Raw genomic sequence first — 25765 nt, 5'->3', positions numbered from 1 at the left:
AGCCCCGCGGCCCGGTCACCCGCGTCCGTCGCCCCGGGCAGGGCCGCGTCAGGTCGGCCGGTACTCCACCTCGGGGCGGCCCGGCGTCCCGTAGCGGGGCACCCGGACCGCGCGGTCGGCGGAGACCAGGTACTCCAGGTAGCGCCGGGCCGTCACCCGGGAGATCCCGGTGCGCCGGCCGACCTCGGTGGCGGACAGCCCGCCGTCGCCGAGGGCGGCCAGCACGTTGTGCAGCGTCTGCTCGTCCAGGCCCTTGGGCAGGGTGTGCCGGGTCGTGCCGCGCAGGGTGGCGAACATGCGGTCCACCTCGTACTGGGCGGCCACCTCGCCGTCGGCGAGGGCCTGCCGCCGGTAGTCGGCGTACCGCTCCAGCTTGTCGCGGAACGCGGCGAAGGTGAACGGCTTGAGCAGGTAGTGGGTCACCCCGAGGGACACCGCGGTGCGGACCACCGCGAGGTCCCGCGCCGAGGTCACCGCCAGCACGTCCACGCTGCTGCCGGCCGCCCGCAGGGCCCGGCACACGTCCAGGCCGTGCAGGTCGGGCAGCCGGAAGTCGAGCAGGACCAGGTCGACGCCCGCGCCGCCGTGCTGGCGCAGCGCCGCCATGGCGTCGCGCGCCGTGTGCGCGACGCCGACCACCACGAAGCCGGGCACCCGTTCGGTGTACGCCCGGTGCGCCTCGGCCAGCAGCGGCTCGTCCTCCACGACGAGCACCCGGATGTCGCTCATCGCGCCTCCCGCCGGAGCGGCAGCCGGACGGTGAACACGGTCTCCCCGTCGTCGGTGCGGACGACCTCCGCGGCGCCGCCGTGCCGGCGGATCACCTGCCCGACCAGCGCCAGGCCCAGCCCCCGGCCGGCGCTCTTGGTGGACCAGCCGCGCCGGAACGCGTCGGCCACCCGGTCCGGGTCCAGCCCGGGGCCGCTGTCGCCGACCCGGACCACCAGCTCGTCGTCGACCGTGCCGACGAAGACGCGGACCCGGCGCGGCGGCGGGGCGCCGGCGACCGCCTCCAGAGCGTTGTCGAGCAGGTTGCCGACGACGGTGAGCAGATCCGTGGTGGGCAGCGGGCTGTCGTCGAGCCGGCAGTCCGGCTCGATCACCAGGTCCACCCCGCGCTCACCGGCCTGCGCCGACTTGCCGAGCAGCAGGGCGGCCAGCGCCGGCTCGGTCACCGCACCGACCACCCGGTCGGTGAGCTGCTGGGCGAGCGCCAGGTCGCGGGTGGCCAGCCGGACGGCCTCGTCGGTGCGGCCCAGCTCGACCAGGGTGAGCACGGTGTGCAGCCGGTTCGCCGACTCGTGGGTCTGCGCCTGCAACGCCTCGGTGAGGGCGCGGACCGAGTCCAGCTCGCTGGCCAGGTTGCGCAGCTCCGTCTGGTCGCGCAGGGTCAGCACGGTGCCGAGCACCGCGCCCTCGAAGCGGGTGGTCCGCTGGTTGGCCACCAGCACCCGGTCGCCGGCCAGGATCGGCTCGTCGTGCGCGTCCCGGCCGGAGTCGAGCAGCTCGGCCACCGCCGGGGGCAGGTCGATCCCGGCGACCGGCCGGTCGGTCACGGTCGCGTCGTCGGCCAGCCCGAGCAGGCGGCGCCCCTCGTCGTTGACCAGCGCCACCCGGCGGTCCCGGGTCAGCACCAGCAGGCCCTCGCGGACGGAGTGCAGGACCGCGTCGTAGTACTCGTACATCCGGGTCATCTGGCTCGGCCCGAGGCCGTGGGTCTGCCGGCGGAGCCGGCGGCTGAGCAGCCAGGATCCGGTGGCCGCGAGGGCCAGGGCGGGCGCGGCGGCGCCGAGCAGCACCGGCACCTGGGCGAGCAGCTTCCGGTTGATCGCCCGGGTGGTGATGCCCACCGAGACCAGCCCGATGATCCGGCGCTGGTCGTCGTACACCGGGACGACCGCGCGCACCGACTCGCCGAGCGTGCCGACGTTGGTGACGGTGAACGGCTCGCCGGAGAGCGCCGGGCCGATGTCGCCGATGAACGGCTGCCCGATGAGGTTCGGGCTCGGGTGGGAGTAACGGGTCCGGTCCGGTGCCATCACCACGACGAAGTCCGTCTCGGTGGCGACCCGGGTGGCCTCCGCGTACGGCTGGAGGGTGGCCGGAGGGTCGGTGCTGGTGAGGGCCGCGCGGACGTTGGGGGAGCCGGCGACGGCCTGCGCCACGGCCAGCACCTCGTCCTTCGCGGCCTGATGGGAGTCGCTGCGGGCCAGCCAGACGGCGCCGGCCGCGCCGGCCAGCACGAGCAGCGTCACCACCACCGCCTGGAGGGCGAAGAGCTGCCCCGCGATGCTCCACTGCCGTCGGGCCACGTTCCCCTCCTCCCGCCGCCGGTCGTCGGCAAGTCTGGCGCACCCTCCCGGCGCGCTGTCGGCCGTGCGCTGCGCGGGTGAACAGAATGAACGCAAGCGTGCCTCGCGGTGAGACCGGCCTCACATTGTCGGCATGGACACCACCACCGCACCCACCCCCGCGGCCGCCCGGCCCGCCCGCCGGGACCGGACCCGGTTCCTCTACCTGGCGGTCATCCTGGCCGTCGTCGCCGGCATCGTGGTCGGCCTCGCCGCGCCCGAGGTCGGCAAGGAGCTGAAGCCGCTGGGCACCGGCTTCGTGAACCTGATCAAGATGATGATCAGCCCGGTCATCTTCTGCACGATCGTCCTGGGCGTCGGGTCCGTGCGGCAGGCGGCCCGGGTCGGCAAGGTCGGCGGCCTCGCGCTCGGCTACTTCCTGCTCATGTCGACGGTGGCGCTCGCCATCGGCCTGGTGGTCGGCAACATCGTGCACCCCGGCTCGGGCCTGAACCTCGGCCCGGAGGTGGCCGACGCGGGCAAGTCCGCGGCCGGCGGGGAGAGCGGCGACACCGTCGAGTTCCTGCTCGGCATCATCCCCACCTCGCTCTTCTCCGCGCTGACCGAGGGCTCGGTGCTCCAGACGCTGCTCGTCGCCCTGCTGGTCGGCTTCGCCGTGCAGGCCATGGGGCGGCGCGGCGAGCCGGTGCTGCGGGTCGTGGAGGTCATCCAGCGCCTCGTCTTCAAGGTCCTCGCGATGATCATGTGGGTGGCACCGATCGGCGCGTTCGGCGCGATGGCCGCGCTGGTCGGCGCGACCGGCGTGGACGCGCTGACCAGCCTCGCCCAGATCATGCTCGGCTTCTACGCCACCTGCCTGATCTTCGTGATCGTGGTGCTCGGCACGCTGCTGCGCCTGGTGTCGGGTATCTCGATCTTCGCGCTGCTGCGGTACCTGGGCCGGGAGTTCCTGCTCATCCTCTCCACCTCCTCGTCGGAGTCGGCGCTGCCCCGGCTCATCGCCAAGATGGAGCACTTCGGCATCAGCAAGCCGGTCGTCGGCATCACCGTGCCGACCGGCTACTCCTTCAACCTCGACGGCACGGCGATGTACCTGACGATGGCCGCGCTGTTCATCGCCGACGCCCTGGGCAAGCCCATGGCGATCGGCGAGCAGATCGGCCTGCTGGCCTTCATGATCATCGCTTCGAAGGGCGCCGCCGGGGTGACCGGCGCGGGCCTGGCCACCCTGGCCGGCGGTCTCCAGTCGCACCGGCCGGACCTGGTCGACGGGGTCGGGTTGATCGTCGGCATCGACCGGTTCATGTCGGAGGCGCGGGCGCTGACCAACTTCGCCGGCAACGCGGTGGCCACCGTGCTGGTCGGCACCTGGACCGGCGAGTTCGACCGGGCACAGGCCCAGGCCGTGCTCAGCGGGCAGCGCCCGTTCGACGAGGCGACCATGCTCGACGACGAGGACCCGGACGACGAGGCTGTCGAGCCGGCCGGGACCCCCGCCGCCCTGGCCGACCGGACGGCCTGAGCCGACCCGCGCCCCGGGCCTGCCGGACCCCCCGTCCGGCAGGCCCGTCCGGCGTACCCCTGGCGGTGTGGCCGATGGTCCCGGCCGGCGTGGCCGGAGGGGACCACGAGGCCGGGATTGGCCGTCCCGGTGGCCGGCGGTGATCGTTAGCGTCGGTGGCATGGACGTGGAGCAGGCACAGAAACTGTGGCAGCCGGAGCCCGGCTGGCTGAACACCGCCAGTTACGGGCTGCCGCCCGAGCCGGCCTGGCAGGCGTTGCAGGACGCGCTGGCCGCCTGGCGGGTGGGCCGGATCTCCTGGGAGGGCTGGGGCGAGGCCGCCGAGCGGGCCCGCGCCGGGTTCGCCCGGCTGGTCGGGGTGGCCCCGGCGGACGTGACGATCGGCAGCACGGCCTCGCAACTGCTCGCCCCGGTGGCCGCCGCCCTGCCGGCCGGCGCGACGGTGGTCGTCCCGGAGGTGGAGTTCACCTCCAACCTGTTCCCGTGGCTGGTGCAGCAGGAGCGGGGCGTCCGGGTCCGGACCGTGCCGCTCGCCGGCCTGGTCGACGCGATCGACGGCGACACCGACCTGGTGGCGTTCAGTCTCGTGCAGTCCGCCGACGGGGCCGTGGCCCCGTACGAGACGATCGTGGCGGCGGCCCGGGCGCACGGCGCCCTCGTCGCCGTGGACGCCACCCAGGCGGCCGGCTGGCTGCCCTTCGACGCGGGACTGGCCGACGTGGTGGCGGTGGCCGCGTACAAGTGGTTGATGGCGCCGCGCGGGGCGGCCTTCGGCTACCTGGCCCCGGCGCTGCGCGAGCGGCTGCGGCCCGACACCGCCGGCTGGTACGCGGGCGCCGACCCGCACGCCTCCTACTACGGCCCCCCGCTGCGGCTGGCCGACGACGCGCGGCGCTTCGACATCTCGCCGGCCTGGTTCAGCTACGTGGGGGCCGCCCCCGCCCTGGAACTGCTCGCCGAGATCGGGTTGCCCGCCGTGCACGCCCACGACGTGGCGCTGGCCAACCGGTTCCTCGCCGGGCTCGGCCGGCCGCCCGGTGACAGCGCGATCGTGGCCGTCGAGGTGCCGGGGGCGCAGGAGAAGCTGGCCCGGGCCGGGGTGCGGGCGGCGGTCCGCGCCGGGCGGGTCCGGGCCGCGTTCCACCTCTACACCACCGAGGAGGACGTCGACCTGGCCCTGGCGGCGCTGACCGGCTGAGGCGCGGCGGCGGTGGCTCCCGCCCCGGGACCGGGCGGGAGCCGCGCCGGCTCAGGCCAGGTGGCCGCCGATCTTCGTGTAACCGCGCAGCAGGTCGCGGGAGATGATGAGCCGCTGCATCTCGTCGGTGCCCTCGAAGATCCGGTACAGCCGGACCTGCCGGTACCAGCGCTCGATCGGCAGCTCCCGGGTGTAGCCCATGCCGCCGTGGATCTGCAGCACCCGGTCGACCACGCGGTTGACCATGCCGGCGCCGTAGAGCTTGCCCATCGACGAGGCGTGCCGCGGGTCCAGGCCCTGGTCGACCGTCCAGGCCGACTTCAGCACCAGCCAGCGGGCCGCCTCCAGCTCGGTCTCCGAGTCGGCGATCATCCACTGGATCGCCTGGTTGGTGCCGATCTTCGCGCCGAAGGTCTCCCGGGTGTTGGCGTAATCGATCGCCATCTGCAGGGCCCGCTCGGCGATCCCGATGGCGTGCGACGGGATGGTGTAGCGGCCCTTGCCGATCCACTCCATGCCCAGCGTGAAGCCCTGGCCGATCTCGCCGAGGATGTTGCGGTGCGGCACGCGTACGCCGTCGAAGATCAGCGACGCCGGGCCGCCCTCGCCCATGGTCTGGATGAACTCCGACCGCCAGCCCATCGCCCGGTCCACCAGGAACGCGGTCGCGCCGCCCTTGCGGGCGCCCTTCTCCGGGTCGGTCACGGCCACCACGATGGCGAAGTCGGCGTCGTTGCCGTTGGTGATGAACGTCTTCTCCCCGTCGAGGACCCAGTCGTCGCCGTCGCGGCGGGCCCGCAGCTTGATGTTCGCCGCGTCCGAGCCAGCGCCCGGCTCGGTGATCGCGAAGCAGGAGATCCGTTCCCCCTCGATGGTGGGGAGGAGGAACTCCCGCTTCTGCTCCTCGGTGGCGTGGAACAGGATGTTGTCCGCCTCGCCGCCGAAGCGGAACGGCACGAAGGAGCGGCCCAGCTCGGTCCAGATCAGCGACTGGAGCACCGCGGGCAGGTCCATCCCGCCGTACTCCTCGGGGGTGGCCAGGCCCCAGAAGCCGAACTTCTTCGCCTTGAGCTGCAACTCGCGCAGCTCGGAACGGTCCAGGCCGGGCTGGTGGGCGCGCTCGCGGCGCAGCACCTCCTGCTCCAGCGGCAGCACCTCGCGGGTGACGAAGGCGCGCACGGTGTCCCGGACGGCCCGTTCCTCGTCGGACAGTGCGAAGTCCACGATGCTCCCTCGGTCGGCGTGACGGTGGACCGCCGCGGGTGGCGGTGGTCGCCCTTTAAACTAGCGGTGTAAGTTTTCATCCGTCCAGACCCCTCCTCCGCCCGTCGCGGTGAGGCTCCCCGGCCCCGCCCCGGTTAGGGTGCGTGAGCAGGTGTTCCGACGGGGGAGGCGGCGTGGCGGGATTCGACCGGCGAGGGGCGTGCGGCGCGAGCCCGGCGTGGGTGGGCTGAGGTGCCCCGTCCCCGCCAGGCCCTGCTGAACCGCGAGCGGATCGTCGCGACCGCGCTCGCGCTGATCGACGCCGACGGTCTCGGCGCGCTCTCCACCCGCCGGCTGGCCGCCGCGCTGAACGTGCAGGGCCCGTCGCTCTACAACCACTTCGCCACCAAGGACGAGATCCTCGACGCGGTGGCGGACAGCGTCACGGCCTCCGTCGACGTCAGCGTCTTCGACCGGTACGACTGGGTCGAGGCGCTGCGCCGCTGGGCCCGGTCCTACCGCGAGGCCCTGACCGTCCACCCGAACATCGTTCCCTACCTGGCGCAGGGGCCGGGGCGCCGGCCGGCCGCGCTGGCCATGGCCGACGCCGTCTACGGCGCCCTGGTCCGGGCGGGCTGGCCGCCGGCCCGGGCCACCCACATCGGCGCCGCGATGCGGTACTTCGTGGCCGGCTCGGCGCTCGGCTCGTTCGCCCGCGGCTTCGTCGAGGACCCGGAGCTGTACGCGGCCCACCCGCACCTCAACCAGGCCCACCGGCTCCGCGGCCACCAGCGCAGCGTCGACGAGGGCGCGTTCACCCTCGGCCTCGACGCGCTGCTGCACGGCCTCGCCGCCGAGTACGCCCGGACCGTGACCCCCCTGGAACGCGGGACCGGTCCGGGGTAGCGTCAAAACTCCCACTGCTAGTTTCCCGCCCCCGAAGGGACGCCATGGATCTCGCCGACGCGCCCCCCGCCCTGCTGGTCCGCCGCCATCTGCACATCGCCGGGGACTGGGTCGACCCGGCGGACGGCGGGACGATCCCGGTCGAGAACCCGGCCACCGGGGAGGTCCTCGGGCAGGTTCCCGCCGGCACCCCGGCCGACGTGGACCGCGCCGTGGCCGCCGCCCGGGCCGCCTTCCCCGGCTGGGCCGCCACCGCCCCCGCCGAACGGGCCGCCCACCTCGACCGGCTGCACACCGCGCTCGCCGCCCGGGCCGACGACATCGCCCGCACGGTGGCCCTCGAACTGGGCACCCCGCTCAAGCTCGCCACCCGGGTGCAGGCCGGCCTGCCGCTGGCGGTGCTGCGCGGCATGGTCGACCTGGCCGCCCGCCCGCCGGCGGAGGAGACCATCGGCAACTCCCTCGTGGTCCGCGAGCCGGTCGGCGTGGTCGGCGCGATCACCCCGTGGAACTACCCGCTGCACCAGGTGGTCGCCAAGGTGGCCCCGGCCCTCGCCGCCGGCTGCACGGTGGTGCTCAAGCCCAGCGAGCTGACGCCGCTCACCGCGTACCTGCTCTTCGACGCGATCACCGAGGCCGGGCTGCCGCCCGGGGTGGTCAACCTGGTGCCCGGCACCGGGCCGGTGGTCGGCGAGGCCCTGGCCGCCCACCCCGACGTCGACCTGGTCTCGTTCACCGGCTCCACCGCCACCGGCCGGCGGATCGCCCACCTGGCCGCCGACCGGATCGCCCGGGTCGCCCTGGAACTCGGCGGCAAGTCGGCCAACGTGATCCTCGCCGACGCCGACCTGCCCACCGCCGTGAAGGTCGGGGTCGGCAACGCGCTGCTCAACTCGGGTCAGACCTGCACCGCCTGGACCCGCATGCTGGTCCACCGCGACCGGTACGCCGAGGCGCTGGACCTGGTCGCGGCGGCCGTGGCCGGATACCGGCCCGGCGACCCGTTCGACCCGGCCACCCGGCTCGGCCCGCTGGTCTCCGCCGCCCAGGCCGAGCGGGTCCGCGGCCACGTCGACCGGGCGCTCGCGGACGGCGCCCGCCTCGTCGCCGGCGGCCCGGACGCGCCGCTGCCGCCGCGCGGGCACTTCGTCGCCCCCACCGTGTTCGCCGACGTGCACCCGGACAGCGACCTCGCGCAGGAGGAGGTCTTCGGCCCGGTGCTCGCGGTCATCCCGTTCGCCGACACCGACGAGGCCGTCGCCATCGCCAACAACTCCCGGTACGGGCTGGCCGGCGCGGTCTGGTCCGCCGAAGAGGAGGCGGCGCTGGCCGTGGCCCGCCGGCTGCGCACCGGCCAGGTGGACGTCAACGGCGGGGCGTTCAACCCGCTCGCCCCGTTCGGCGGCTACAAGCAGTCCGGCCTCGGCCGCGAACTGGGCGGCCACGGCATCGAGGAGTTCACCGAGCTGAAGGCGATCCAGCGGTGAGGGCGCTCGTGGTCCGCGGTCGGGGCGCCACCCCGGCCGTCGAGGAGGTACGCCTGCCCGACCCCGGTCCCGGCGAGCTGCGGGTGCGGATCCGGGCCGCCGGCATCTGCCACTCCGACCTGGCCATGGTGGACGGCACGGTGGCGCCCGCGTACCCGCTGGTGCTCGGGCACGAGGCGACCGGCGTGGTGGCCGAGGCCGGGCCCGGCACGCGGCTGGCCGTCGGCACGCCCGTGGTGCTCAACTGGGCCCCCGCCTGCCGCGCGTGCTGGCACTGCCGGCACGGCGAGCCCTGGCTCTGCACGGCCAACACCGGGGCCTCGGTGGCCCGGGGCGAGACCGCCGACGGCGGGCCGCTCCAGGTCACGCTCGGGCTCGGCGCGCTCGCCGAGGAGGTGGTGGTGCCCGAGCGGGCCGCCATCGAGGTGCCGGCCGGCCTGCCGCCGGAGCAGGCCGCGCTGCTGGGCTGCGCGGTGCTCACCGGCACGGGCGCGGTCCGCAACACGGCCCGGGTCGCTCCCGGCGAGTCGGTGGCGGTGATCGGCCTCGGTGGGGTCGGCCTCGCCGTGCTGACCGCCGCCCGGCGGGCCGGCGCGGCGCCGATCCTCGCCGTCGACGTGGCCGAGGCGAAGCGGGAGCTCGCCCTGGCCGCCGGGGCCACCGACTTCCTCCTGTCCGACGACACCCTCGCCAAGGAGATCCGGGCGCGCACCGAGGGGCGCGGCGTCGACCACGCCTTCGAGTGCGTCGGCCGGTCCGTCACCATCCGGGCCGCCTGGCGGGCGACGCGGCGCGGGGGAGCGGTCACCGTGGTCGGCATGGGCGCCAAGGACGACCTGCTCAGCCTGTCGGCGCTGGACATCTTCCACTCGGCCCGCACCCTGCGGTCCTCGGTCTACGGCTCCTCGGACCCGGACCGGGAGGTGCCGGAGCTGGCCGTCGCGCTCGCCGACGGCAGTCTGGACCTGGCGCCGCTGGTCAGCGGCGCCATCCCCCTGGACGAGGCGCCCGCGGCGCTGGACCGGCTGGCCCGGGGCGAGGGCGCCCGCTGGGTGGTCACCTTCCCGGACTGACGTCGCCCGCAATCAACGTGGCGACGCCGTCGAGCAGGCGGCGCAGGCCGAAGTCGAACACGGTCTCCAGGTCGAGGTCGACGCCGCCGCTGGTCAGGGCGTCCATGGTGGCCAGCCCGCCACCGGCCATCACCTGCTGGAACGTGGCCTGCTGCCGGTCCACCCACTGGTCGTGGGTGAGGCCGGTGTCCTGCACCGCCTGCGCGCCCATCTCCAGGTTGGTCGCGATGCCCTTCACGTAGGCCATCAGGGTGATCGCCACGTGCCAGCGCGCCTGCCGGTCCAGGCCCAGCCCGGCGGTGGCCCGCAGGGCCATGTCGGTGTGCGCCATGCCGTGCGGCAGCGGCTGCGGCCGGGCGATCGAGATGACGTGCGGCAGCCAGCGGTGCCGCCGGTAGACCGCCCACTGGGCCCGGGCGAGCACGTCCAGCCGGGCGCGCCAGCCGGCCGGCTCGGTGGCCGGCAGCGGAGCGTCGGCCAGCACCGCGTCGGCCATCGCCAGGATCAGCTCGTCCCGGCCGCGTACGTGCCGGTAGAGCGACATGGTGGCCACGCCCAGCTCGGCGGCGATCTGGCGCATGGACACCGCCGCCAGGCCGCCCTCGTCGGCGAGGGCGATCGCGGTGCGCAGCACCCGTTCGCGGCTCAGCTCCGGCTCCGCCCGCCGCGGCTCGGGCCGGGACGCGGCGACGACGGTGCCGGCGCCCGGGCGGGTCAGCACCAGTCCCTCGGCGCGGAGCAGGGCGAGCACCCGGGTCGCGGTGGCGATGGCCACCCCGTGCTCGCGGGTGAGCTGCCGGGCCGAGGGCACCCGGTCACCGGGTTGCAGCTCGCCCAGGTCGATGCGGCGGCGGATCTCCGCGGCGATCCGCCGGTACGGCGGCTCCTGACCCTGACCGTGCGGCGACATCCCGGCAGCGTACTAGTACACCCGCGCCGCCGGGCACTCCGGAACGGGCAGCGTACTAGGTCGCCGGGGGCGCGCGGAGCCGCACGGACCTAGCGTGACGCGCAGCGCCCGGCCCGGTCCGGGTGGACGGTGTACACGCGATCTCGGGAGAACACCATGAACGACAGGACCGTGCTCATCTCCGGCGCCGGCGTGGCCGGCCCGGCCCTCGCCTTCTGGCTGCGCCGGCACGGCTTCGCCGTGACCGTGGTGGAGAACGCCCCCGGGCTGCGTCCCGGCGGGCAGACGGTCGACGTGCGGGGGACCGCCCGCCAGGTGGTCGAGCGGATGGGGCTGACCGACCGGATCCGGGCCGCGACCGTCCGGGAGCAGGGCATGGCGTACGTCGACGAGCGGGGCGGGACGCGCGCCCGGCTGCCGGTGCACGCCTTCGGTGGGGAGGGCATCGTCGCCGACATCGAGATCGAGCGCGGCGACCTGGCCCGGCTGCTCTACGAGGCCACCCGGGACGACGTCGAGTACGTCTTCGACGACTCGATCGAGACCCTGGACCAGACCGGGGACGGGGTGCGGCTCACCTTCACCCGCTCCGCCCCGCGCACCGTCGACCTGGTGATCGGCGCGGACGGCTCGCACTCCCGCACCCGGGCGCTCGCCTTCGGCCCCGAGTCGGCGTACGTCCGGCCGCTCGGCGCGTACCTCGCCTACTTCTCCACGCCGTACCGGGACGAGACCGGATGGTTCCTGCTGCACAACGCGCCGGGCGGCCGAGTGGTCGGCACCCGCCCGACCCGGGACGGCCGGACCGCCGCGTTCTTCAGCTTCCGCTCGGGCGAACTCGACGTGGACCGCCGGGACCGGGCCGCCCAGCAGCGGCTGCTCGCCGAGCGTTTCGCCGGTGTCGGCTGGCGCGCCGCCGACCTGCTGGCCGCCGCGCCGGCCGCCGGCGACTTCTACTTCGACCGGTACGGCCAGGTGCGGATGGACTCGTGGAGCGCCGGGCGGGTGGCGCTGCTCGGCGACGCCGCCTGGTGCCCGTCCCCGCTCACCGGGCAGGGCACCAGCCTCGCGCTGGTCGGCGCGTACCTGCTGGCCGGCGAGCTGGCGGCGGCGCGGGGCGACCACGCGGTGGCCTACCGCCGCTACGAGGAGCTGCTGCGCCCGCACGTGGCGCGCAGCCAGGAGCTGCCGGGCGGCGGCATCTCCGGTTTCCTGCCGGCCAGCCGGGCCGCGATCCGGATGCGCGACCTGTCGATGCGGGCGATGACCTCCCGCCCGCTGCGCGGGCTGGCCACCCGGCTCTTCTTCAGCAAGGCCGACGGGATCGACCTGCCGGAGTACGCGGCCGCCCGCTGACGGTGGCGCCACCACATGTCGACGGCCGCCGATCCGTTCGGATGGCGGTGGACGGGCCCGCCCCCTATGGGGAGCGGGCCCGTCCCATCGGGGGTGAATATGTGGGGGACCGACATGGCTCGACTCCGCTGCTGCGCCGTAGGTTTCCTGCACGCGTCGGCCCTGTGACCCCGGTCACCGACCTGGCCGGCGCGATGGTGGTGGACCTGCGGAGGGTGAGGCGATGGCCGGCCAAGCGATCCTGTCGGCCCGAGGGCTGACCCGGGACTTCCGGGGGTTCCGGGCGGTCGACGGGGTCGACCTCGACGTGGCGCCGGAGACCGTGCACGCCCTGGTGGGGCCGAACGGTGCCGGCAAGACCACCCTGTTCAACCTGCTCACCGGCTTCCTGCCGCCCAGCGCCGGGCGGATCGAGCTGGCCGGCCGGGACGTCACCGGCCTGCCCCCGGAACGGGTCGCCCGGCTCGGCGTGGCCCGCTCCTTCCAGATCACCAGCCTGTTTCCCCAGCTGGGCGCGCGGGAGCACGTCGAGTTGGCCCTCCAGGCGCCCAGCGGGCTGGGGTGGCGGTTCTGGCGCTCGGCGAAGCTCATGCGCCGCTACCGCGACCGGGCCGACGAGCTGCTCGCCATGGTCGGCCTCGCCGAGCTGGCCGAGGCCCCGGCCGAGGCCCTCGCGTACGGACGCAAGCGCGCCCTGGAGCTGGCCATCGCGCTCGCCCTCGACCCGAAGGTGCTGCTGCTCGACGAGCCCACCGCCGGGATGGGGCTGGAGGACGTGGACCGCACCGTCGACCTGATCGCCCGGGTCCGCGCGGGCCGGACCGTGGTCATGGTCGAACACAACATGAGCGTGGTCGGCCGACTCGCCGACACGGTCACCGTCCTGCAGGCCGGCAAGGTCCTGGTGGAGGGGCCGTACGAGCAGGTCCGCGCCGACGAGCGGGTCATCACCGCCTACCTGGGAGCCGCGGATGCTGCGCATTGAGAACCTCTCCGCCTGGTACGGCGAGGCCCAGGTGCTGCGGGAGGTGAGCCTGGAGGTGGCCGCCGGCGAGGTGGTCACCCTGGTCGGGCGCAACGGCGCCGGCAAGTCCACGCTGCTGCGCTGCGTCATGGGACTGCACCCCGGCCAGCGCGGCACGGTCAGCTTCGCCGACCGGGACGTCACGAAGCTGCCCGCGTACAAGCGGGCACGGCTGGGGCTCGGCTGGGTCCCCGACGACCGGGGCGCGTACGCCACGCTGACCGTCACCGAGAACCTGACGCTGCCGCCCCGGGTCGGCCCGGACCCGTGGCCCCTCGAACGGGTCTACGAGGCGTTCCCCGCCCTCTACAGCCGGCGGGACTCGGCGGCCACCATGCTCTCCGGCGGCGAGCAGCAGATGCTCGCGCTGGCCCGGGTGCTGCGCATGGGCGCCCGGCTGCTGCTCTGCGACGAGCCCACCGAGGGCCTGTCCCCACTGCTCGTGCAGCAGGTCGGTGACCTGTTGCGCGAGGCCAAGAAGCACGGCGTGACCGTGCTGCTGGTCGAGCAGAACCTGCACTTCGCCACCGGCGTCGCCGACCGGCACTACCTGCTGGCCGAGGGACGGATCGCGGAGGCGATGGACAACTCCGAGGTGCGCTCGCGGGAGCGCGAGCTGCTCGCGTACCTCGGAATCTGACATACGACGGCTGACCCGCGCGGACCGCGCGGCAGGGAAGGATTCGACATGCGCAGGAGCGTGGGTGTGGCCGCCGCCTCGGCGGCGGCGGTGCTGGTGGCCGGTTGCGGCGGTGGTGGGCCGCAGTCCGGCGGCGACCAGAAGCTGACCGGCGACAAGATCGTGCTGGGTGTCCTCAACGACCAGTCCGGTGCCTACTCGGAGCTGTCCGGGCGGAACTCGGTCAAGGCCGTGGAGATGGCCATCGCCGACTTCAAGGCCAAGTACGGCGACAAGGCGGTCACCAAGAACATCAGCGTGGAGACGGCCGACCACCAGAACAAGCCGGACGTGGCCAACAGCAAGGCCCAGGAGATGTACGACCGCAAGGGCGTCGACGCCATCCTCGACGTGCCGACCTCCTCGGCCGCCCTCAAGGTCGCCGACGTGGCCAAGGAGAAGAAAAAGCTCTACTTCAACATCGGCGCGGCGACCACCGACCTGACCGGCAAGAGCTGCAACAAGTACACGTTCCACTACGCGTACGACACCTACATGCTGGCCCACGGCACCGGCACGGTGACCACCCAGCAGGTCGGCAAGAACTGGTACATCCTCTACCCGAACTACGCGTTCGGGCAGGACATGGAGAAGAGCTTCTCCGCCGCCATCACCGCCGCCGGCGGGCAGGTGGTCGGCAAGGACGGCGCGCCGTTCCCGAACACCAGCGGCGACTACTCCTCGTTCCTGCTCAAGGCCCCCACGCTGAACCCGAAGCCGCAGGTGCTCGGCACCATGCAGGCCGGCGCCGAGCTGGTCAACGTGGTGAAGCAGTACAACGAGTTCAAGCTGCGGGACAAGGGCGTCGGGCTGGCCGTCGGCCTGATGTTCATCACCGACATCCACTCGCTCACCCCGGCCGCGCTCGCCGGCACCACCTACACCGACGCCTGGTACTGGAACTTCGACCAGCAGAACCGGGAGTGGGCCGACCGGTTCCAGAAGGAGACCGGCACCCGGCCGTCGTTCGCCCACGCGGCCAACTACTCGGCGGCCATGCAGTACCTGGAGGCCGTGCAGGCCGCCGGCACCGACGACGCGGACACCGTGGTCAAGGGCCTGGAGGGCAAGGAGGTCAACGACCTCTTCCTGCGCAACGGCAAGATCCGCGCGGAGGACCACCGGGTCATCCACGATGCGTACCTGGCCCAGGTGAAGCCGCAGGCCGAGGTGAGTGAGCCGTGGGACTACGTGAAGATCCTCAAGACCATCCCGGCGGCCGAGGCGTTCCGCGCCCCGTCGGCGGATTGCAAGATGTGACCGGCTGATGTCAGGTTTCCTGCAGAACACGTTCAACGGGCTGGTGGGCGGGGCGTTCTACGCCCTGCTCGCCCTCGGGCTCGCGGTCATCTTCGGCATGCTCCGGGTGGTGAACTTCGCCCACGGCGCCTTCTACATGCTCGGCGCCTTCGGGGCGTACGTGCTGCTCGCCGAGGCGGGCGTGCCGTTCTGGGCCGCGTTGGTGATCATGCCGCTGGCGCTGGGCCTGCTCGGCATGGTGCTGGAGCGGGCGGTGATCCACCGCCTGACCCGGCTCGACCCGCTCTACAACTTCCTGCTCACCTTCGGCCTCACGCTGATCCTGCAGGACCTGGTGAAGTCCCGGTACGGCGTGCAGTCCAGCCCGTACGCCACCCCGACCGAGCTGAGCGGGACCGTCGACTTCGGCCTGTTCGACTTCCCCACCTACCGGGTCTTCATCCTCGGGTTCACCGTGCTGCTCTGCGTCGCGGTCTGGTGGGTGCTCGGCCGGACCCGGGTCGGCATGGTGGTCCGGGCCGCCACCGAGCGTCCCGAGCTGACGCGGGCCTTCGGCATCGACGTGGGGAGGTGGGTCACCCCGGTGTTCGGCTTCGGCATCGCGCTGGCCGGGCTGGCCGGGGTGCTCGCCGCCCCGATGCGGGCGGTGAACCCGCTGATGGGCGCCGACCTGATCATCGTGGTCTTCGCGGTGGTGGTGATCGGTGGGCTCGGCTCGATCTTCGGCTCGGTGGCCGCCGGCTTCGGCATCGGCCTGATCCAGGCTTGGGGCGAGGCGTACCTGTCGGACTTCCCGATCGTGTCGCAGACCGTCGTGTTCGTGGTGATGGCCGCGGTGCTGCTCTGGCGGCCGGCCGGCCTGTTCGGCCGAGAGGAGGCACCGGCATGACCAGTGCCGTCGACACCCCTGCCGAGGAGTCGGCCCGGCCGGCCCCGCCGTCGGGGCTGCTCACCGTCGCCCGCGCGCCCGGCTGGGTCCGGTACGCGCTGCTCGCCGCCGGCCTGGTCGTGGCCCTCTGGCTGCCGAACGGGCTCTACCCGGCGGTGGCCGTGGACATCCTCTGCTGGGCGCTGTTCGCCGTCTCGGTGGACCTGCTGCTCGGCTTCACCGGGCTGATGTCCTTCGGGCACGCCGCGTTCTGGGGCACCTCGGCGTACGTGACCGGCCTGGTGGCGATCCACGCCGGCCTGCCCTTCCCGGCGGCCGTGCTGGCCGGCGCCCTGGCCGCGGCGCTGCTCGCGCTGCCGATCGGCTACCTCGCGGTCAAGCGCACCGGCATCTACTTCGCCATGGTCACCCTCGCGTTCGCGCAGATGGTCTACTACGTGGCCAACGAGTGGCGGTCGGTCACCCAGGGCGAGAACGGCCTCCAGGGCGTGCCCCGGGAGTTCTTCGGCGCGGACCTCTCCGACGACTACTACTTCTACTACGCGATCCTGCCGATCGTGCTGCTCGGCCTGCTCGCCGCCTGGCGGATCGTGCACTCGCCGTTCGGCCGGGTGCTGGTCGGCATCCGGGACAACCCGGCCCGGGCCCGCGCGCTCGGCTACCCGGTGCACCGCTACAAGCTGACCGCGTTCGTCCTCTCCGGCTTCCTGGCCGGGCTCGGCGGCGGGCTCTTCGCGGTCGGCCACCGGTTCGTCTCGCTGGACGTGCTGCACTGGACCACCTCCGGCAAGGCGGTCATCGTGGTGGTGCTCGGCGGCATCGGCACCCTCTGGGGCGGCGTGCTCGGTGCGGCCCTGGTGGTCCGGCTGGAGGACTGGCTGTCGTTCTCCGGCTTCGAGGCCATCGGCCTGGTCACCGGCGGCATCTTCGTCCTCGTGGTGCTGCTGTTCCGGCGCGGCATCTGGGGCACCGGGTCCGCTCTGGCGCTGCGCTGGCGGCGCCCGCGGCGGCGGGAATAGCTCGGCGCGGGTCGGCGAGCGGGGTGCCGGGTGCGCGGTACCCCGCCGCGACGGCGTTCGGACTATTATCCGGGCACCATGATCATTCACGATTTCCGCCGGCTCGTTCTCCAGATGCCGGCGGAGCAGCCGGCTCAACCGCGGGTGTCCCTGCCGAAGTGGCTGCTCGTTCCCGGCCTCGCGTTGCTGGCCGTCTCGCTCGGGGCGTATGGCGCCTTCCTGCGGGACCGGCCGCTGCACGGCACGGACTTCAACATGTACCTCGGCGCCGCCCGGGCGTTCCTGGACGGCCGACCGGTCTACCAGGTCAACTACGGCGGGCTGGACCTGCCGTACACCTATCCGCCGGTCACGCTGCCGTTCCTGACGCCGTTGACCCTGCTGGACGACCGCGTCGCGCTGTACGTGTGGAGCGTGGCGGGCCTGCTCGCGATGCTGGCCGCGCTGTGGTTCACCACCGGGATCCTCGGCTACGAGGGAGGGCGGGGTCGGCTGGGTCTCGCCGCCGCGGTGCTCGCGGTGCTGGTGTGGACCGAGCCCCTGCAGCGCAATTTCGACCTGGGTCAGATCAACATCTTCGTCATGCTGCTGGTCGTGGCCGATCTCGCCCTGCCCGACCGGAGCCGGTTCAAGGGGATGGGCATCGGGGCGGCGACCGCGACCAAGCTGCTGCCCGCTCTCTTCGTGGTCTACCTGCTGCTGACGCGACGAATCCGCGCGGCCGTCGTCGCGGCGGGCACCTTCGCCGGGCTCACGCTGCTGGGCGCCGTCATCCAACCGGGCAACTCGTTCGACTACTGGGTGACCGGTCGGGCGTTCAACAACCAGCCGATGCTGGGCGGGTCGGGCCCGCAGTACGCCGGCAACCAGTCCCTGCAGGGATTCGTCGCCCGCCAGTTGGAGACCAACGAGTTGAACACGGGCTGGTGGATGCTGTCCGCGGTCGTCGTGGTGGTGGTCGGCCTCGCGCTCGCGACCGCGCTGCAACGCACCGGTGAGGAGGCGATGGCCCTGGTGGTCGTCGCCTGCACCATGCTCCTCGTCTCGCCGGTCAGCTGGTCGCACTACTGGCTCTGGACCGCTCCGATGGCGGTGGTGCTCATCGACGTCGTGCGGCGCTCCACGGGCGTGTCACGTGTGCTCGCGGGCGTGGTGGCGGTCGCGGCGATCCTGCCCTTCGTCCTCTGGCCGGGCCCGACCCGGACCGGCGAGATCATCCCGCGGGGGCTGATCTGGAAGTCCGGCCACATGGACGGGTGGCCGCGGTGGTTCGCGGTCGACTCCTACGCGCTGACCGCGCTGGTGCTCTTCGCGCTCGCCGCGCTCTGGCTGCTCCACCGGCGACGTGCCGGACGGTCGGAGGCCCCGTCGACCGACCTCCCCGCCGGGAGGTGACCTGGCACACAAACGATACGGACCGGTTCCGTATCGAAACACTCTCACCTACGCTCGACTCCGTTACGAGTCTGTCCCGTATCGTATTTTGACGCGGGTGAGCCGGGGGGAGAACCCGAGTGGAACCGCATGAGAACACCGGACACCCGAGGAGGTGGGCGATCCTGGGAGTGCTGGTGATCAGCCTCCTCGTGGTCGTCCTCGACAACACCATCCTCAACGTCGCCCTGCGTACCCTCGCCGACCCGGTGCACGGCCTCGGGGCCACCCAGGGCGAGCTGGAGTGGGCGATCAACTCCTACACCCTGGTCTTCGCCGGGCTGCTCTTCACCTTCGGCGTCCTCGGCGACCGCCTCGGCCGCAAGCGCTTCCTGATGGTCGGCCTGGCCCTGTTCGGGCTGGCCTCGCTGCTCTCCGCGTACGCCCACGACCCGGGCCAGCTCATCGCCACCCGCGCCCTCATGGGCGTCGGCGGCGCGGCCATCATGCCGGTGACCCTGTCGATCATCTCCAACGTCTTCGACCCGCGGGAGCGGGCCAAGGCGATCGGCGTCTGGGCCGGCGCGGTCGGCCTGGCCGTGGCCATCGGCCCGGTGCTGGGCGGCGCCCTGCTGGAGCACTACTGGTGGGGCTCGGTCTTCCTGATCAACGTGCCGGTGGTGGTGCTCGGCGTGGTGCTCGTCGCGGCCCTCGTCCCGGAGTCCCGCGACCCCCGGCCGGGCCGGGTCGACCTGCTCGGCGTGCTGCTGTCCGTGGTCGGCCTCGTCGCCCTCACCTACGGCATCATCGACGGCGGGGAGCACGGCTTCGACCGGGCGCCGGTGTGGGTCGCGATCCTCGGCGGGCTCGCGGTGCTCGGCTGGTTCGTCGCCCACGAGCTGCGCAGCGACCACCCGTCGCTGGACGTCCGGCTGTTCCGGGTGCCCCGGTTCGCCGCGCCGGTGGCGCTGGTCGGCCTGGTCTTCTTCGCCGCCATGGGCGTGATGTTCTTCGGCGCGTTCTACCTCCAGCTGGTCCGCGGCTACAGCCCGCTGGAGAGCGGCCTGCTCTTCCTGCCCTTCGCCGCCGCGCAGCTGATCTTCGCGCCGCGCAGCGCCGCCATGGTCCGCCGCTACGGTGGCCGGGCGGTCGCCGGTGTCGGGCTGCTGCTCACCGCCGCCGCGCTCGGCGCGTTCGTGCTCATCGACGCCGACACCCCGATCTGGATCTTCTCGGCGCTGGGCTTCGTCCAGGGCGCCGGGATGGCCAACATCATGCCGCCGGCCACCGAGTCGATCATGTCGGCGCTGCCTCGGGAGAAGGCCGGCGTGGGCTCGGCCGTGAGCAACACCGTCCGCCAGGTGGCCGGCGCGCTCGGCGTGGCGGTGCTCGGCTCGGTGCTCTCCGCGGTCTACCGCAACGACGTGGCCTCGACCCTGTCCGGCCTGCCCGCCCCCGTCCGCGACGCGGCCCAGGAGTCGATCTCCGGGGCGTACGCGGTCGCCGGCCGGCTCGGGACCGGCGCACCCCGGCTCATCGACGCGGCGAACGACTCGTTCGTCTCGGCGATGCACTGGGCGGCGGGGATCTCCGCGCTGGTGGCGCTGCTCGGGATGGCCATCGTGCTGCGCTGGATGCCGGGCCGCCCGGTCGCCGAGACCGAGTCCCGGCCGGCCGCCGAGCCGGAGTTGGCCGGGACCGCGTAGGTTCGGCGACAATGTCTGACATGACTTCCATGGCTGATGCTCCGCGGTCGCCCGGGCGACCGCGGAGTGTCCGCGCGGACGAGGCGATCGTGGAGGCCACCCTCGACCTGCTCGCCGAGGGCAGCACGCTCGAGGCGCTCTCCATCGAGGCGATCGCCGCCCGCGCCGGGGTGGGCAAGGCCACCATCTACCGCCGCTGGTCCGGCAAGGACGCGTTGCTGATGGACGCGCTGGGCCGGCTCAAGGGGGTGCCGCCCCAGCCGGCCGGGCGTTCCGTCCGCGACGACCTGGTGCTGCTGGTCGGCGCGGTCGGTCACAATGTCGACCCGCGGGCCGCGAAGATCATGCCGTGCCTGGTGCCCGAGGTGAACCGCAGCCCCGACCATTTCCAGCTCTACCAGAACATCGTCGCGCCGCGCCGGAAGCTGATGCGGGAGGTGCTGCGCCGCGGGGTGGACAGCGGCGAGCTCCGCGCCGACGTCGACATCGAGCTGGCCATGGCGCTGCTGACCGGCCCCATGCTGATCCAGCGGGTGCTGCGCTGGCACCCCGAGCTGGACGACCAGATCCTCCCCGAACGGGTCGTGGACGCCGTCCTCGAAGGCCTCCGCGCCCGCTGACGCATCCCGGCCGGGTCAGGCGGCCGGGGTGCGCAGGCGGTGCAGGCGCAGGGCGAGCTGCACCTCCAGGGCGCGCTCCGGCTTCTGCCAGTCCGCGCCGAGCAGCTGCCCGACCCGCTCCAGCCGCTGGGTCACCGTGTTGACGTGCACGTGCAGCAGCTCCGCCGCCCGGGCCAGGCTGCCACCCACCCCGAAGTACGCCTCCAGCGTCTTCACCAGCGCGGTGCCCCGCCGCGCGTCGTAGTCGACCACCGGCCCCACCGTCGCGGTGAGGAAACCCGCCACGTCCCGGTCGCCCGAGTCGCCGACCGCGCCCAGCAGCAGCCCCACGAAACCCAGCTCGGCCGTGCTCGCACCCTGCCCGGCCCGGCCCAGCGCGCCCAGCGCGGTCAGGCACCGTTCCGACTCGGCGAAGGTGGTGGCCAGCGAGGCCGGGCCGGTCGACGGCCCGCTCGCCCCGGCGGTCACCGGACGCCCGGTCACCCGGGACAGGTCCCGGGCCACCGCCCGCGCCGCCCCGCCCGCGTCCCGGCCGGGCAGCATGAGCACCACCCGCCCGTCGCGCGCCGCGGCCAGACCGCCGCGCGTCGACGCGTAGGTGGTGGCCCAGGAGAGCACCCGCTGCCGGGCCGAGCCGGTGGCGGCGATCGCGTCGTCGCCGACCGCCACCAGCACGTGCGGGGAGTCCAGGTCGACACCGAGCCGGCGGGCCCGGCTGCGCAGCGCGTCGGTGTCCCGCAGCGGCCGGGCGATCAGGTCGTCCAGCAGCTCGCCCCGGACCCGACCCTCCGCCTCGGCCACCGTCCGGCGGAACAGCAGCAGCAACGCCGTGACCAGCGCGGCCCGCTCCAGGATCCGCTGGTCGGCGTCGACGAGTTCGCCGTCCGGGCGCAGCACGAGGGCGCCCAGGTTCTCGGCGCCGGCCACCACGGCCGCGTACCAGAGCGGACCCCGGCGGACGCTGCGCCCCTCGGTGCGGGACGCGGCCACCGCCTCCACGATGTCCGCCCGGTCCGGCTCCTCGATCTCACCCACCCGGGCCAGCCGCCGCCCCTCGGCGTCCAGCGCCAGCAGCGCCCCGCCGAGCACCTCGGTGACCGCCGCGGCCACGTCCTCCATCCCGCCGCCGCGCACCACCAGGGCGGTCATCCGGTCGTGGGCGGCGGCCGCCCGCTCCACCGAGCTGCTGTGCGCCCGGATCGTGCTGTTCGCCGCCGACAGCTCCTCCAGCGCCGACCGGGTCTCGGCCAGCAGCCGGGCCGTGTCGATCGCCACCGCGGCGTGCGCGGCCAGCGAGACCAGCAGCGACACCTCCTCCCGGGCGAACGGCCGGGCCGAGCGGTTGGCCGCGTACAGCACGCCGATCACGCTCGACCCCAACCGCAGCGGCACGCCCAGGATGGCCACCAGGCCCTCCTCGCCCACCCCGCCGTCGATCTCCCCGGTGTGCTTGAACCGGTCGTCCTCCTGGTAGTTCGAGGTGACGTACGGGGTGCCGGTCTGCGCCACCAGGCCGCCCAGGCCGTCGCCCATCTCCAGCCGCAGCCGCTGGAACCGGGCCGAGATCGAGCCGTCGGTGACCCGCATGTACGTGTCGCCGCGCTCGTCGTCGTTGAGCGTCATGTACGCCACGTCGGTGCCGAGCAGGATCCGCGCCCGGTGCACGATGGCGCGCAGCACGTCGTCCAGGTCGCGCAGCCCGGCCAGGTCGCTCGCCGTGTCGTACAGGCCGGACAGCTCGATCTCCCGGCGGCGCCGCCGCTCCAGCAGCGCGCGGACCCGCAACGCCACCAGCTTCGCCTGCTCCAGCTCGGCGAGGCGCTCGGCGGGCAGGCCGGCGGCGCGGGCGGCGACCAGCGGGCCCTCGAACTCGACCGCGGCGGCCTCCCGCGCCAGCAGCTCCAGGAACTCGACCGGCGACGACATGACCGACATTGTGCGCGAGGCCACTAGTTGGCCGTCCAGCCCCCGTCGAGGGCGATCGACGCGCCGGTGATGAACGCGGCGGGCGGCGAGCACAGGTATGCGACCAGCTCCGCCACCTCCTCCGGTTCGATCAGCCGCTTGATCGCCGCCCGGGCCAGCATGATCTTCTCGACCACCTCGTCCTCGCCGATGCCGTGGCTGGCCGCCTGGTCGGCGATCTGGCTCTCCACCAGCGCGGTCCGCACGTACGCCGGGTTGATGCAGTTGGCGGTCACCCCGTGCGCGGCGCCCTCCAGCGCCACCACCTTCGACAGCCCCTCCAGGGCGTGCTTCGCCGAGACGTACGCCGCCTTGAACGGCGAGGCGCGCAGTCCGTGCACCGAGGAGATGTTGACGATCCGGCCCCACCCGTTCGCGTACATCCGCGGCAGTGCCCGGCGGATCAGCAGGAACGGCGCCTCCACCATCACCCGCTGGATGTACTCGAAGCGCTCGACGGGGAACTCCTGCACCGGCGCGACGTGCTGCAGGCCGGCGTTGTTGACGACGATGTCCACGTCGACGTCGAGCCGGTCCACCGCCTCGGGGTCGGCCAGGTCCACCCCCTCCGCCCGGCCGCCCGCCTCGGCGGCCACCGCCTTGGCCGCCTCCACGTTGCGGTCGACCACCAGCACCGCCGCGCCGGCCGCCGCCAGGCGCAGGGCGCAGGCCCGTCCGATGCCGCTGCCACCACCGGTCACCAGCGCGGCGCGACCGGAGAGGTCGACGTTCACGACGTGGGGGACCGCCACGGGTTCTGCCGTCATGGCGCAAGAAGTTACGAGCTGTGTGGCCGGCGGCACATGGGGCGGCGACACATACTCGACCGCTTCAGTGTGTGGCGCGGATCGTGTCCGCCGCTGCCGGCGTGTCCGCCCGGCCGGGCGTCGGGGCGCACCAGTAGGGTGTCGAACACACGTACTGCCGGTGGCTCGGGGAGGAGGCGGCGTGCGCGTGCTGGGCGTCGACCCGGGGCTGACCCGGTGCGGGGTCGGCGTGGTCGAGGGCGTGCCGGGCCGTCCCTGCACCCTGGTCGCCTACTACGTGGTCTACACCGACCCCGGCGACGACCTGCCGCTGCGCCTGCTGCACCTGGACCGCTCGCTCACCGACCTGGTCGCCGAGCACCGCCCCGACGCCGTGGCCGTCGAGCGGGTCTTCAGTCAGCACAACGTCCGCACCGTGATGGGCACGGCCCAGGCCAGCGGGATCGCCGTGCTCGCCGGGGCGCGGGCCGGCCTGCCCGTGCAGACCTACACGCCGAGCGAGGTGAAGGCGGCGGTGACCGGTTCCGGGCAGGCCGACAAGGCGCAGATGACCGCCATGGTCACCCGGCTGCTGCGGCTGCCCGAGCCGCCCCGCCCGGCCGACGCCGCCGACGCGCTGGCCCTGGCCATCTGCCACATCTGGCGCGGGGGCACCCGGTCCAAGCTGGCCGCCGCCGCCGAGCGGGCACGACGAGGAGGAGCGCGATGATCGCCAGCGTGCGCGGCACGGTGACCGCGACCGGTCCGGACCACGCGGTGGTGGAGGTGGGCGGCATCGGCCTGGCCGTGCAGTGCGCCCCCGGCACCATCGCCGACCTGCGGGTCGGCCAGCCCGCCCGGCTGGCCACCAGCCTGGTGGTGCGGGAGGACTCGCTCACCCTCTACGGCTTCCCCGACGACGACGCCAAGCAGCTCTTCGAGCTGCTCCAGACCGCCAGCGGGGTGGGGCCGCGGCTGGCCCAGGCGGTGCTCGCCGTGCACACCCCCGACGCGGTCCGCAAGGCCATCGCCAACGCCGACACCGCCGCGCTCACCCGGGTGCCCGGCATCGGCAAGAAGGGCGCCGAGCGGCTCGTCCTCGAACTGCGCGACCGGGTCGGCCCGGTGCCGGTGGGCGTCGACGGGGCGGCCGGGGTGACCGCCGGCGCCTGGCCGGACCAGGTCCGCCAGGCCCTGGTGGGGCTCGGTTGGACCGCCGCCCAGGCCGAGCAGGCGGTGGCCGCCGTCGCGGAGACCGTCGACGGGGAGACCCCGCCCGTGCCGGTCCTGCTCAAGCAGGCCATCCGCCTCCTGGGCCGCACCCGATGACGAGCGCGAGGCGTGAGTCGGGTTTGCGAGCCCCGCAGTCGCGAACGAAGATCAGCTCATGACTGGCGAGAACCTGGTCTCGGCGTACGTCAGCGACGCGGAACGGGACGCGGAGGCCAGCGTCCGGCCGAAGCGCCTCTCCGAGTTCATCGCCCAGGATCGGGTCCGCGACCAGCTCGATCTGTTGCTCCAGGGCGCCATGCGGCGGGGCTCTCCGCCCGACCACATCCTCCTGTCGGGACCGCCCGGCCTCGGTAAGACCAGCCTGGCCAACATCGTGGCCGCCGAGCTGGGCTCGGGGATCCGGGTGACCAGCGGGCCGGCGATCGAGCGCTCCGGGGACCTGGCCGCCATCCTGACCGGCCTGGCCGAGGGCGACGTGCTCTTCATCGACGAGATCCACCGGATCGCCAAGCCCGCCGAGGAACTGCTCTACAGCGCCATGGAGGACTTCCGGGTCGACGTGGTGGTCGGCAAGGGGCCGGGGGCGACCGCCATCCCGCTCGACGTGGAGCCGTTCACCCTGGTCGGTGCGACCACCCGGTCCGGCCTGCTCACCGGCCCCATGCGGGACCGGTTCGGCTTCGTCGCGCATCTGGACTTCTACTCCCCGGCCGACCTGGAGACGCTGCTGCACCGGTCCGCGCGGATCCTCGGCGTGCCGATCACCGCCGACGGGGCCGCGGAGATCGCCGGCCGGTCCCGGGGCACGCCCCGGATCGCCAACCGGCTGCTGCGCCGGGTCCGCGACTTCGCCGAGGTCCGCGCCGAGGGGGTCGTCAACCTGGAGACCGCCCGGGCCGCCCTGACCGTCTACGACGTCGACGCGCTCGGCCTGGACCGGCTGGACCGTGCCGTGCTCACGGCCCTGGTCGACTCGTTCCGGGGCGGCCCCGTGGGGCTCTCCACCCTCGCCGTGGCGGTGGGGGAGCAGCCGGACACGGTCGAGGAGGTGTGCGAGCCCTTCCTGGTCCGGGCCGGGCTGCTGGCACGGACTCCGCGCGGCCGCGTGGCCACCCCGGCTGCCTGGCACCATCTGGGGCGTACGCCGCCGAATGGTACATTTGGCATGGATGCCCCTCCGGCGCCCGATCTGTTCTCGGCTCAGACCGATCAGCCGTGATCCGAACGTGATCTGTGCCGCATTCGGTGTTCTCAGGTGCAGGGATTAGACTTCGCCGCGGTTT

At 73.7% G+C, this 25765-nt stretch carries 23 protein-coding genes; 17 read left to right on the top strand and 6 right to left on the bottom strand.

The window, feature by feature from the left end; all coding sequences use genetic code 11:
• Positions 1-48: 48 nt before the first annotated feature.
• On the bottom strand, positions 49-729 hold the full coding sequence (locus RMN56_RS00695; RefSeq protein WP_313721843.1) for a response regulator: 681 nt from the start codon (positions 727-729) through the stop codon (positions 49-51).
• Positions 726-2312 carry an ATP-binding protein gene (locus RMN56_RS00690; protein WP_313721842.1) on the bottom strand — a complete coding sequence of 529 codons (1587 nt, stop codon included), beginning with the start codon at positions 2310-2312 and terminating at the stop codon, positions 726-728. Before RMN56_RS00690 ends, RMN56_RS00695 begins: the two co-directional genes overlap by 4 nt.
• A 133-nt stretch (positions 2313-2445) precedes the next feature.
• Here RMN56_RS00690 and RMN56_RS00685 point away from each other — a divergent pair, with 133 nt between their 5' ends.
• The gene (locus RMN56_RS00685; RefSeq protein WP_313721841.1) at positions 2446-3834 is read left to right on the top strand and encodes a cation:dicarboxylate symporter family transporter; all 1389 of its coding nucleotides are present in this window, start codon (positions 2446-2448) and stop codon (positions 3832-3834) included.
• 160 nt (positions 3835-3994) lie between these two features.
• Entirely contained in the window at positions 3995-5032 is a 1038-nt protein-coding gene (locus RMN56_RS00680) for an aminotransferase class V-fold PLP-dependent enzyme (RefSeq protein WP_313721839.1), read from the top strand.
• 51 nt (positions 5033-5083) lie between these two features.
• Here the strand turns inward: RMN56_RS00680 and RMN56_RS00675 are convergent, their stop codons facing one another.
• Complete coding sequence (locus RMN56_RS00675; RefSeq protein ID WP_313721837.1) at positions 5084-6256, bottom strand: acyl-CoA dehydrogenase family protein; 1173 nt, start codon at positions 6254-6256, stop codon at positions 5084-5086.
• Positions 6257-6487: 231 nt separating this feature from the next.
• Between RMN56_RS00675 and RMN56_RS00670 the strand changes: the two genes are divergently transcribed.
• From RMN56_RS00670 to RMN56_RS00660, 3 genes are read left to right on the top strand one after another with little or no spacing between them, the layout of a single operon-like run.
• Entirely contained in the window at positions 6488-7141 is a 654-nt protein-coding gene (locus tag RMN56_RS00670) for a TetR/AcrR family transcriptional regulator (protein ID WP_313721835.1), read from the top strand.
• 44 nt (positions 7142-7185) lie between these two features.
• The gene (locus RMN56_RS00665) at positions 7186-8628 is read left to right on the top strand and encodes an aldehyde dehydrogenase family protein (RefSeq protein WP_313721834.1); all 1443 of its coding nucleotides are present in this window, start codon (positions 7186-7188) and stop codon (positions 8626-8628) included.
• Positions 8625-9701 (top strand): alcohol dehydrogenase catalytic domain-containing protein, encoded by a 1077-nt coding sequence (locus RMN56_RS00660; RefSeq protein ID WP_313721833.1) that lies wholly within the window; start codon positions 8625-8627, stop codon positions 9699-9701. Before RMN56_RS00665 ends, RMN56_RS00660 begins: the two co-directional genes overlap by 4 nt.
• Here RMN56_RS00660 and RMN56_RS00655 read toward each other — a convergent pair.
• Positions 9685-10611, bottom strand: coding sequence for a TetR/AcrR family transcriptional regulator C-terminal domain-containing protein (locus RMN56_RS00655; RefSeq protein ID WP_313721831.1), 927 nt, complete (start codon positions 10609-10611; stop codon positions 9685-9687). The two genes, RMN56_RS00660 and RMN56_RS00655, sit on opposite strands and share 17 nt — an antisense overlap.
• A gap of 156 nt (positions 10612-10767) precedes the next feature.
• Between RMN56_RS00655 and RMN56_RS00650 the strand changes: the two genes are divergently transcribed.
• The 9 genes from RMN56_RS00650 to RMN56_RS00610 all read left to right on the top strand — a co-directional run bounded on the left by RMN56_RS00650 (position 10768) and on the right by RMN56_RS00610 (position 20538).
• Entirely contained in the window at positions 10768-11967 is a 1200-nt protein-coding gene (locus tag RMN56_RS00650) for an FAD-dependent monooxygenase (RefSeq protein ID WP_313721830.1), read from the top strand.
• A gap of 223 nt (positions 11968-12190) precedes the next feature.
• On the top strand, positions 12191-12952 hold the full coding sequence (locus tag RMN56_RS00645; protein ID WP_262283812.1) for an ABC transporter ATP-binding protein: 762 nt from the start codon (positions 12191-12193) through the stop codon (positions 12950-12952).
• Positions 12939-13631 carry an ABC transporter ATP-binding protein gene (locus RMN56_RS00640; protein WP_313721829.1) on the top strand — a complete coding sequence of 231 codons (693 nt, stop codon included), beginning with the start codon at positions 12939-12941 and terminating at the stop codon, positions 13629-13631. Before RMN56_RS00645 ends, RMN56_RS00640 begins: the two co-directional genes overlap by 14 nt.
• 48 nt (positions 13632-13679) lie before the next feature.
• Complete coding sequence (locus RMN56_RS00635) at positions 13680-14930, top strand: ABC transporter substrate-binding protein (RefSeq protein ID WP_313721828.1); 1251 nt, start codon at positions 13680-13682, stop codon at positions 14928-14930.
• Between the two features lie 7 nt (positions 14931-14937).
• Positions 14938-15819, top strand: a complete 882-nt coding sequence (locus RMN56_RS00630; protein ID WP_313721827.1) for a branched-chain amino acid ABC transporter permease — start codon at positions 14938-14940, stop codon at positions 15817-15819.
• A complete protein-coding gene (locus RMN56_RS00625; RefSeq protein ID WP_313721826.1) occupies positions 15816-16838 on the top strand; it encodes a branched-chain amino acid ABC transporter permease in 1023 nt (340 codons plus the stop codon). Before RMN56_RS00630 ends, RMN56_RS00625 begins: the two co-directional genes overlap by 4 nt.
• A gap of 78 nt (positions 16839-16916) precedes the next feature.
• Entirely contained in the window at positions 16917-18233 is a 1317-nt protein-coding gene (locus RMN56_RS00620) for a glycosyltransferase 87 family protein (RefSeq protein ID WP_313721825.1), read from the top strand.
• 119 nt (positions 18234-18352) lie between these two features.
• A complete protein-coding gene (locus RMN56_RS00615; RefSeq protein WP_313721824.1) occupies positions 18353-19918 on the top strand; it encodes an MFS transporter in 1566 nt (521 codons plus the stop codon).
• A gap of 11 nt (positions 19919-19929) precedes the next feature.
• Positions 19930-20538: a TetR/AcrR family transcriptional regulator gene (locus RMN56_RS00610; protein ID WP_313721823.1), complete on the top strand. Its 609-nt coding sequence runs from the start codon at positions 19930-19932 to the stop codon at positions 20536-20538.
• 15 nt (positions 20539-20553) lie between these two features.
• On the opposite strand, the gene RMN56_RS00605 is transcribed toward RMN56_RS00610, so the two are convergent.
• Both RMN56_RS00605 and RMN56_RS00600 read right to left on the bottom strand, forming a co-directional pair.
• The gene (locus RMN56_RS00605; protein ID WP_313721822.1) at positions 20554-22473 is read right to left on the bottom strand and encodes a helix-turn-helix domain-containing protein; all 1920 of its coding nucleotides are present in this window, start codon (positions 22471-22473) and stop codon (positions 20554-20556) included.
• Between the two features lie 14 nt (positions 22474-22487).
• Positions 22488-23270, bottom strand: coding sequence for a 3-hydroxybutyrate dehydrogenase (locus tag RMN56_RS00600; RefSeq protein ID WP_262283821.1), 783 nt, complete (start codon positions 23268-23270; stop codon positions 22488-22490).
• 181 nt (positions 23271-23451) lie between these two features.
• Here RMN56_RS00600 and ruvC point away from each other — a divergent pair, with 181 nt between their 5' ends.
• From ruvC to ruvB, 3 genes are read left to right on the top strand one after another with little or no spacing between them, the layout of a single operon-like run.
• The gene (gene ruvC / locus RMN56_RS00595) at positions 23452-23979 is read left to right on the top strand and encodes a crossover junction endodeoxyribonuclease RuvC (protein ID WP_151461880.1); all 528 of its coding nucleotides are present in this window, start codon (positions 23452-23454) and stop codon (positions 23977-23979) included.
• Positions 23976-24578 carry a Holliday junction branch migration protein RuvA gene (ruvA, locus tag RMN56_RS00590; RefSeq protein WP_313721821.1) on the top strand — a complete coding sequence of 201 codons (603 nt, stop codon included), beginning with the start codon at positions 23976-23978 and terminating at the stop codon, positions 24576-24578. The genes ruvC and ruvA overlap by 4 nt, the downstream gene beginning before the upstream one ends.
• A gap of 58 nt (positions 24579-24636) precedes the next feature.
• The gene (gene ruvB, locus RMN56_RS00585) at positions 24637-25701 is read left to right on the top strand and encodes a Holliday junction branch migration DNA helicase RuvB (protein WP_313721820.1); all 1065 of its coding nucleotides are present in this window, start codon (positions 24637-24639) and stop codon (positions 25699-25701) included.
• Positions 25702-25765 lie beyond the last annotated feature (64 nt).

The organism is Micromonospora halotolerans, from assembly GCF_032108445.1.
In the GTDB taxonomy this organism is placed as follows: domain Bacteria; phylum Actinomycetota; class Actinomycetes; order Mycobacteriales; family Micromonosporaceae; genus Micromonospora; species Micromonospora halotolerans.
Note: the sequence above shows the minus strand (reverse complement) of the source record. Positions and strands in the feature narration are given on the sequence as shown.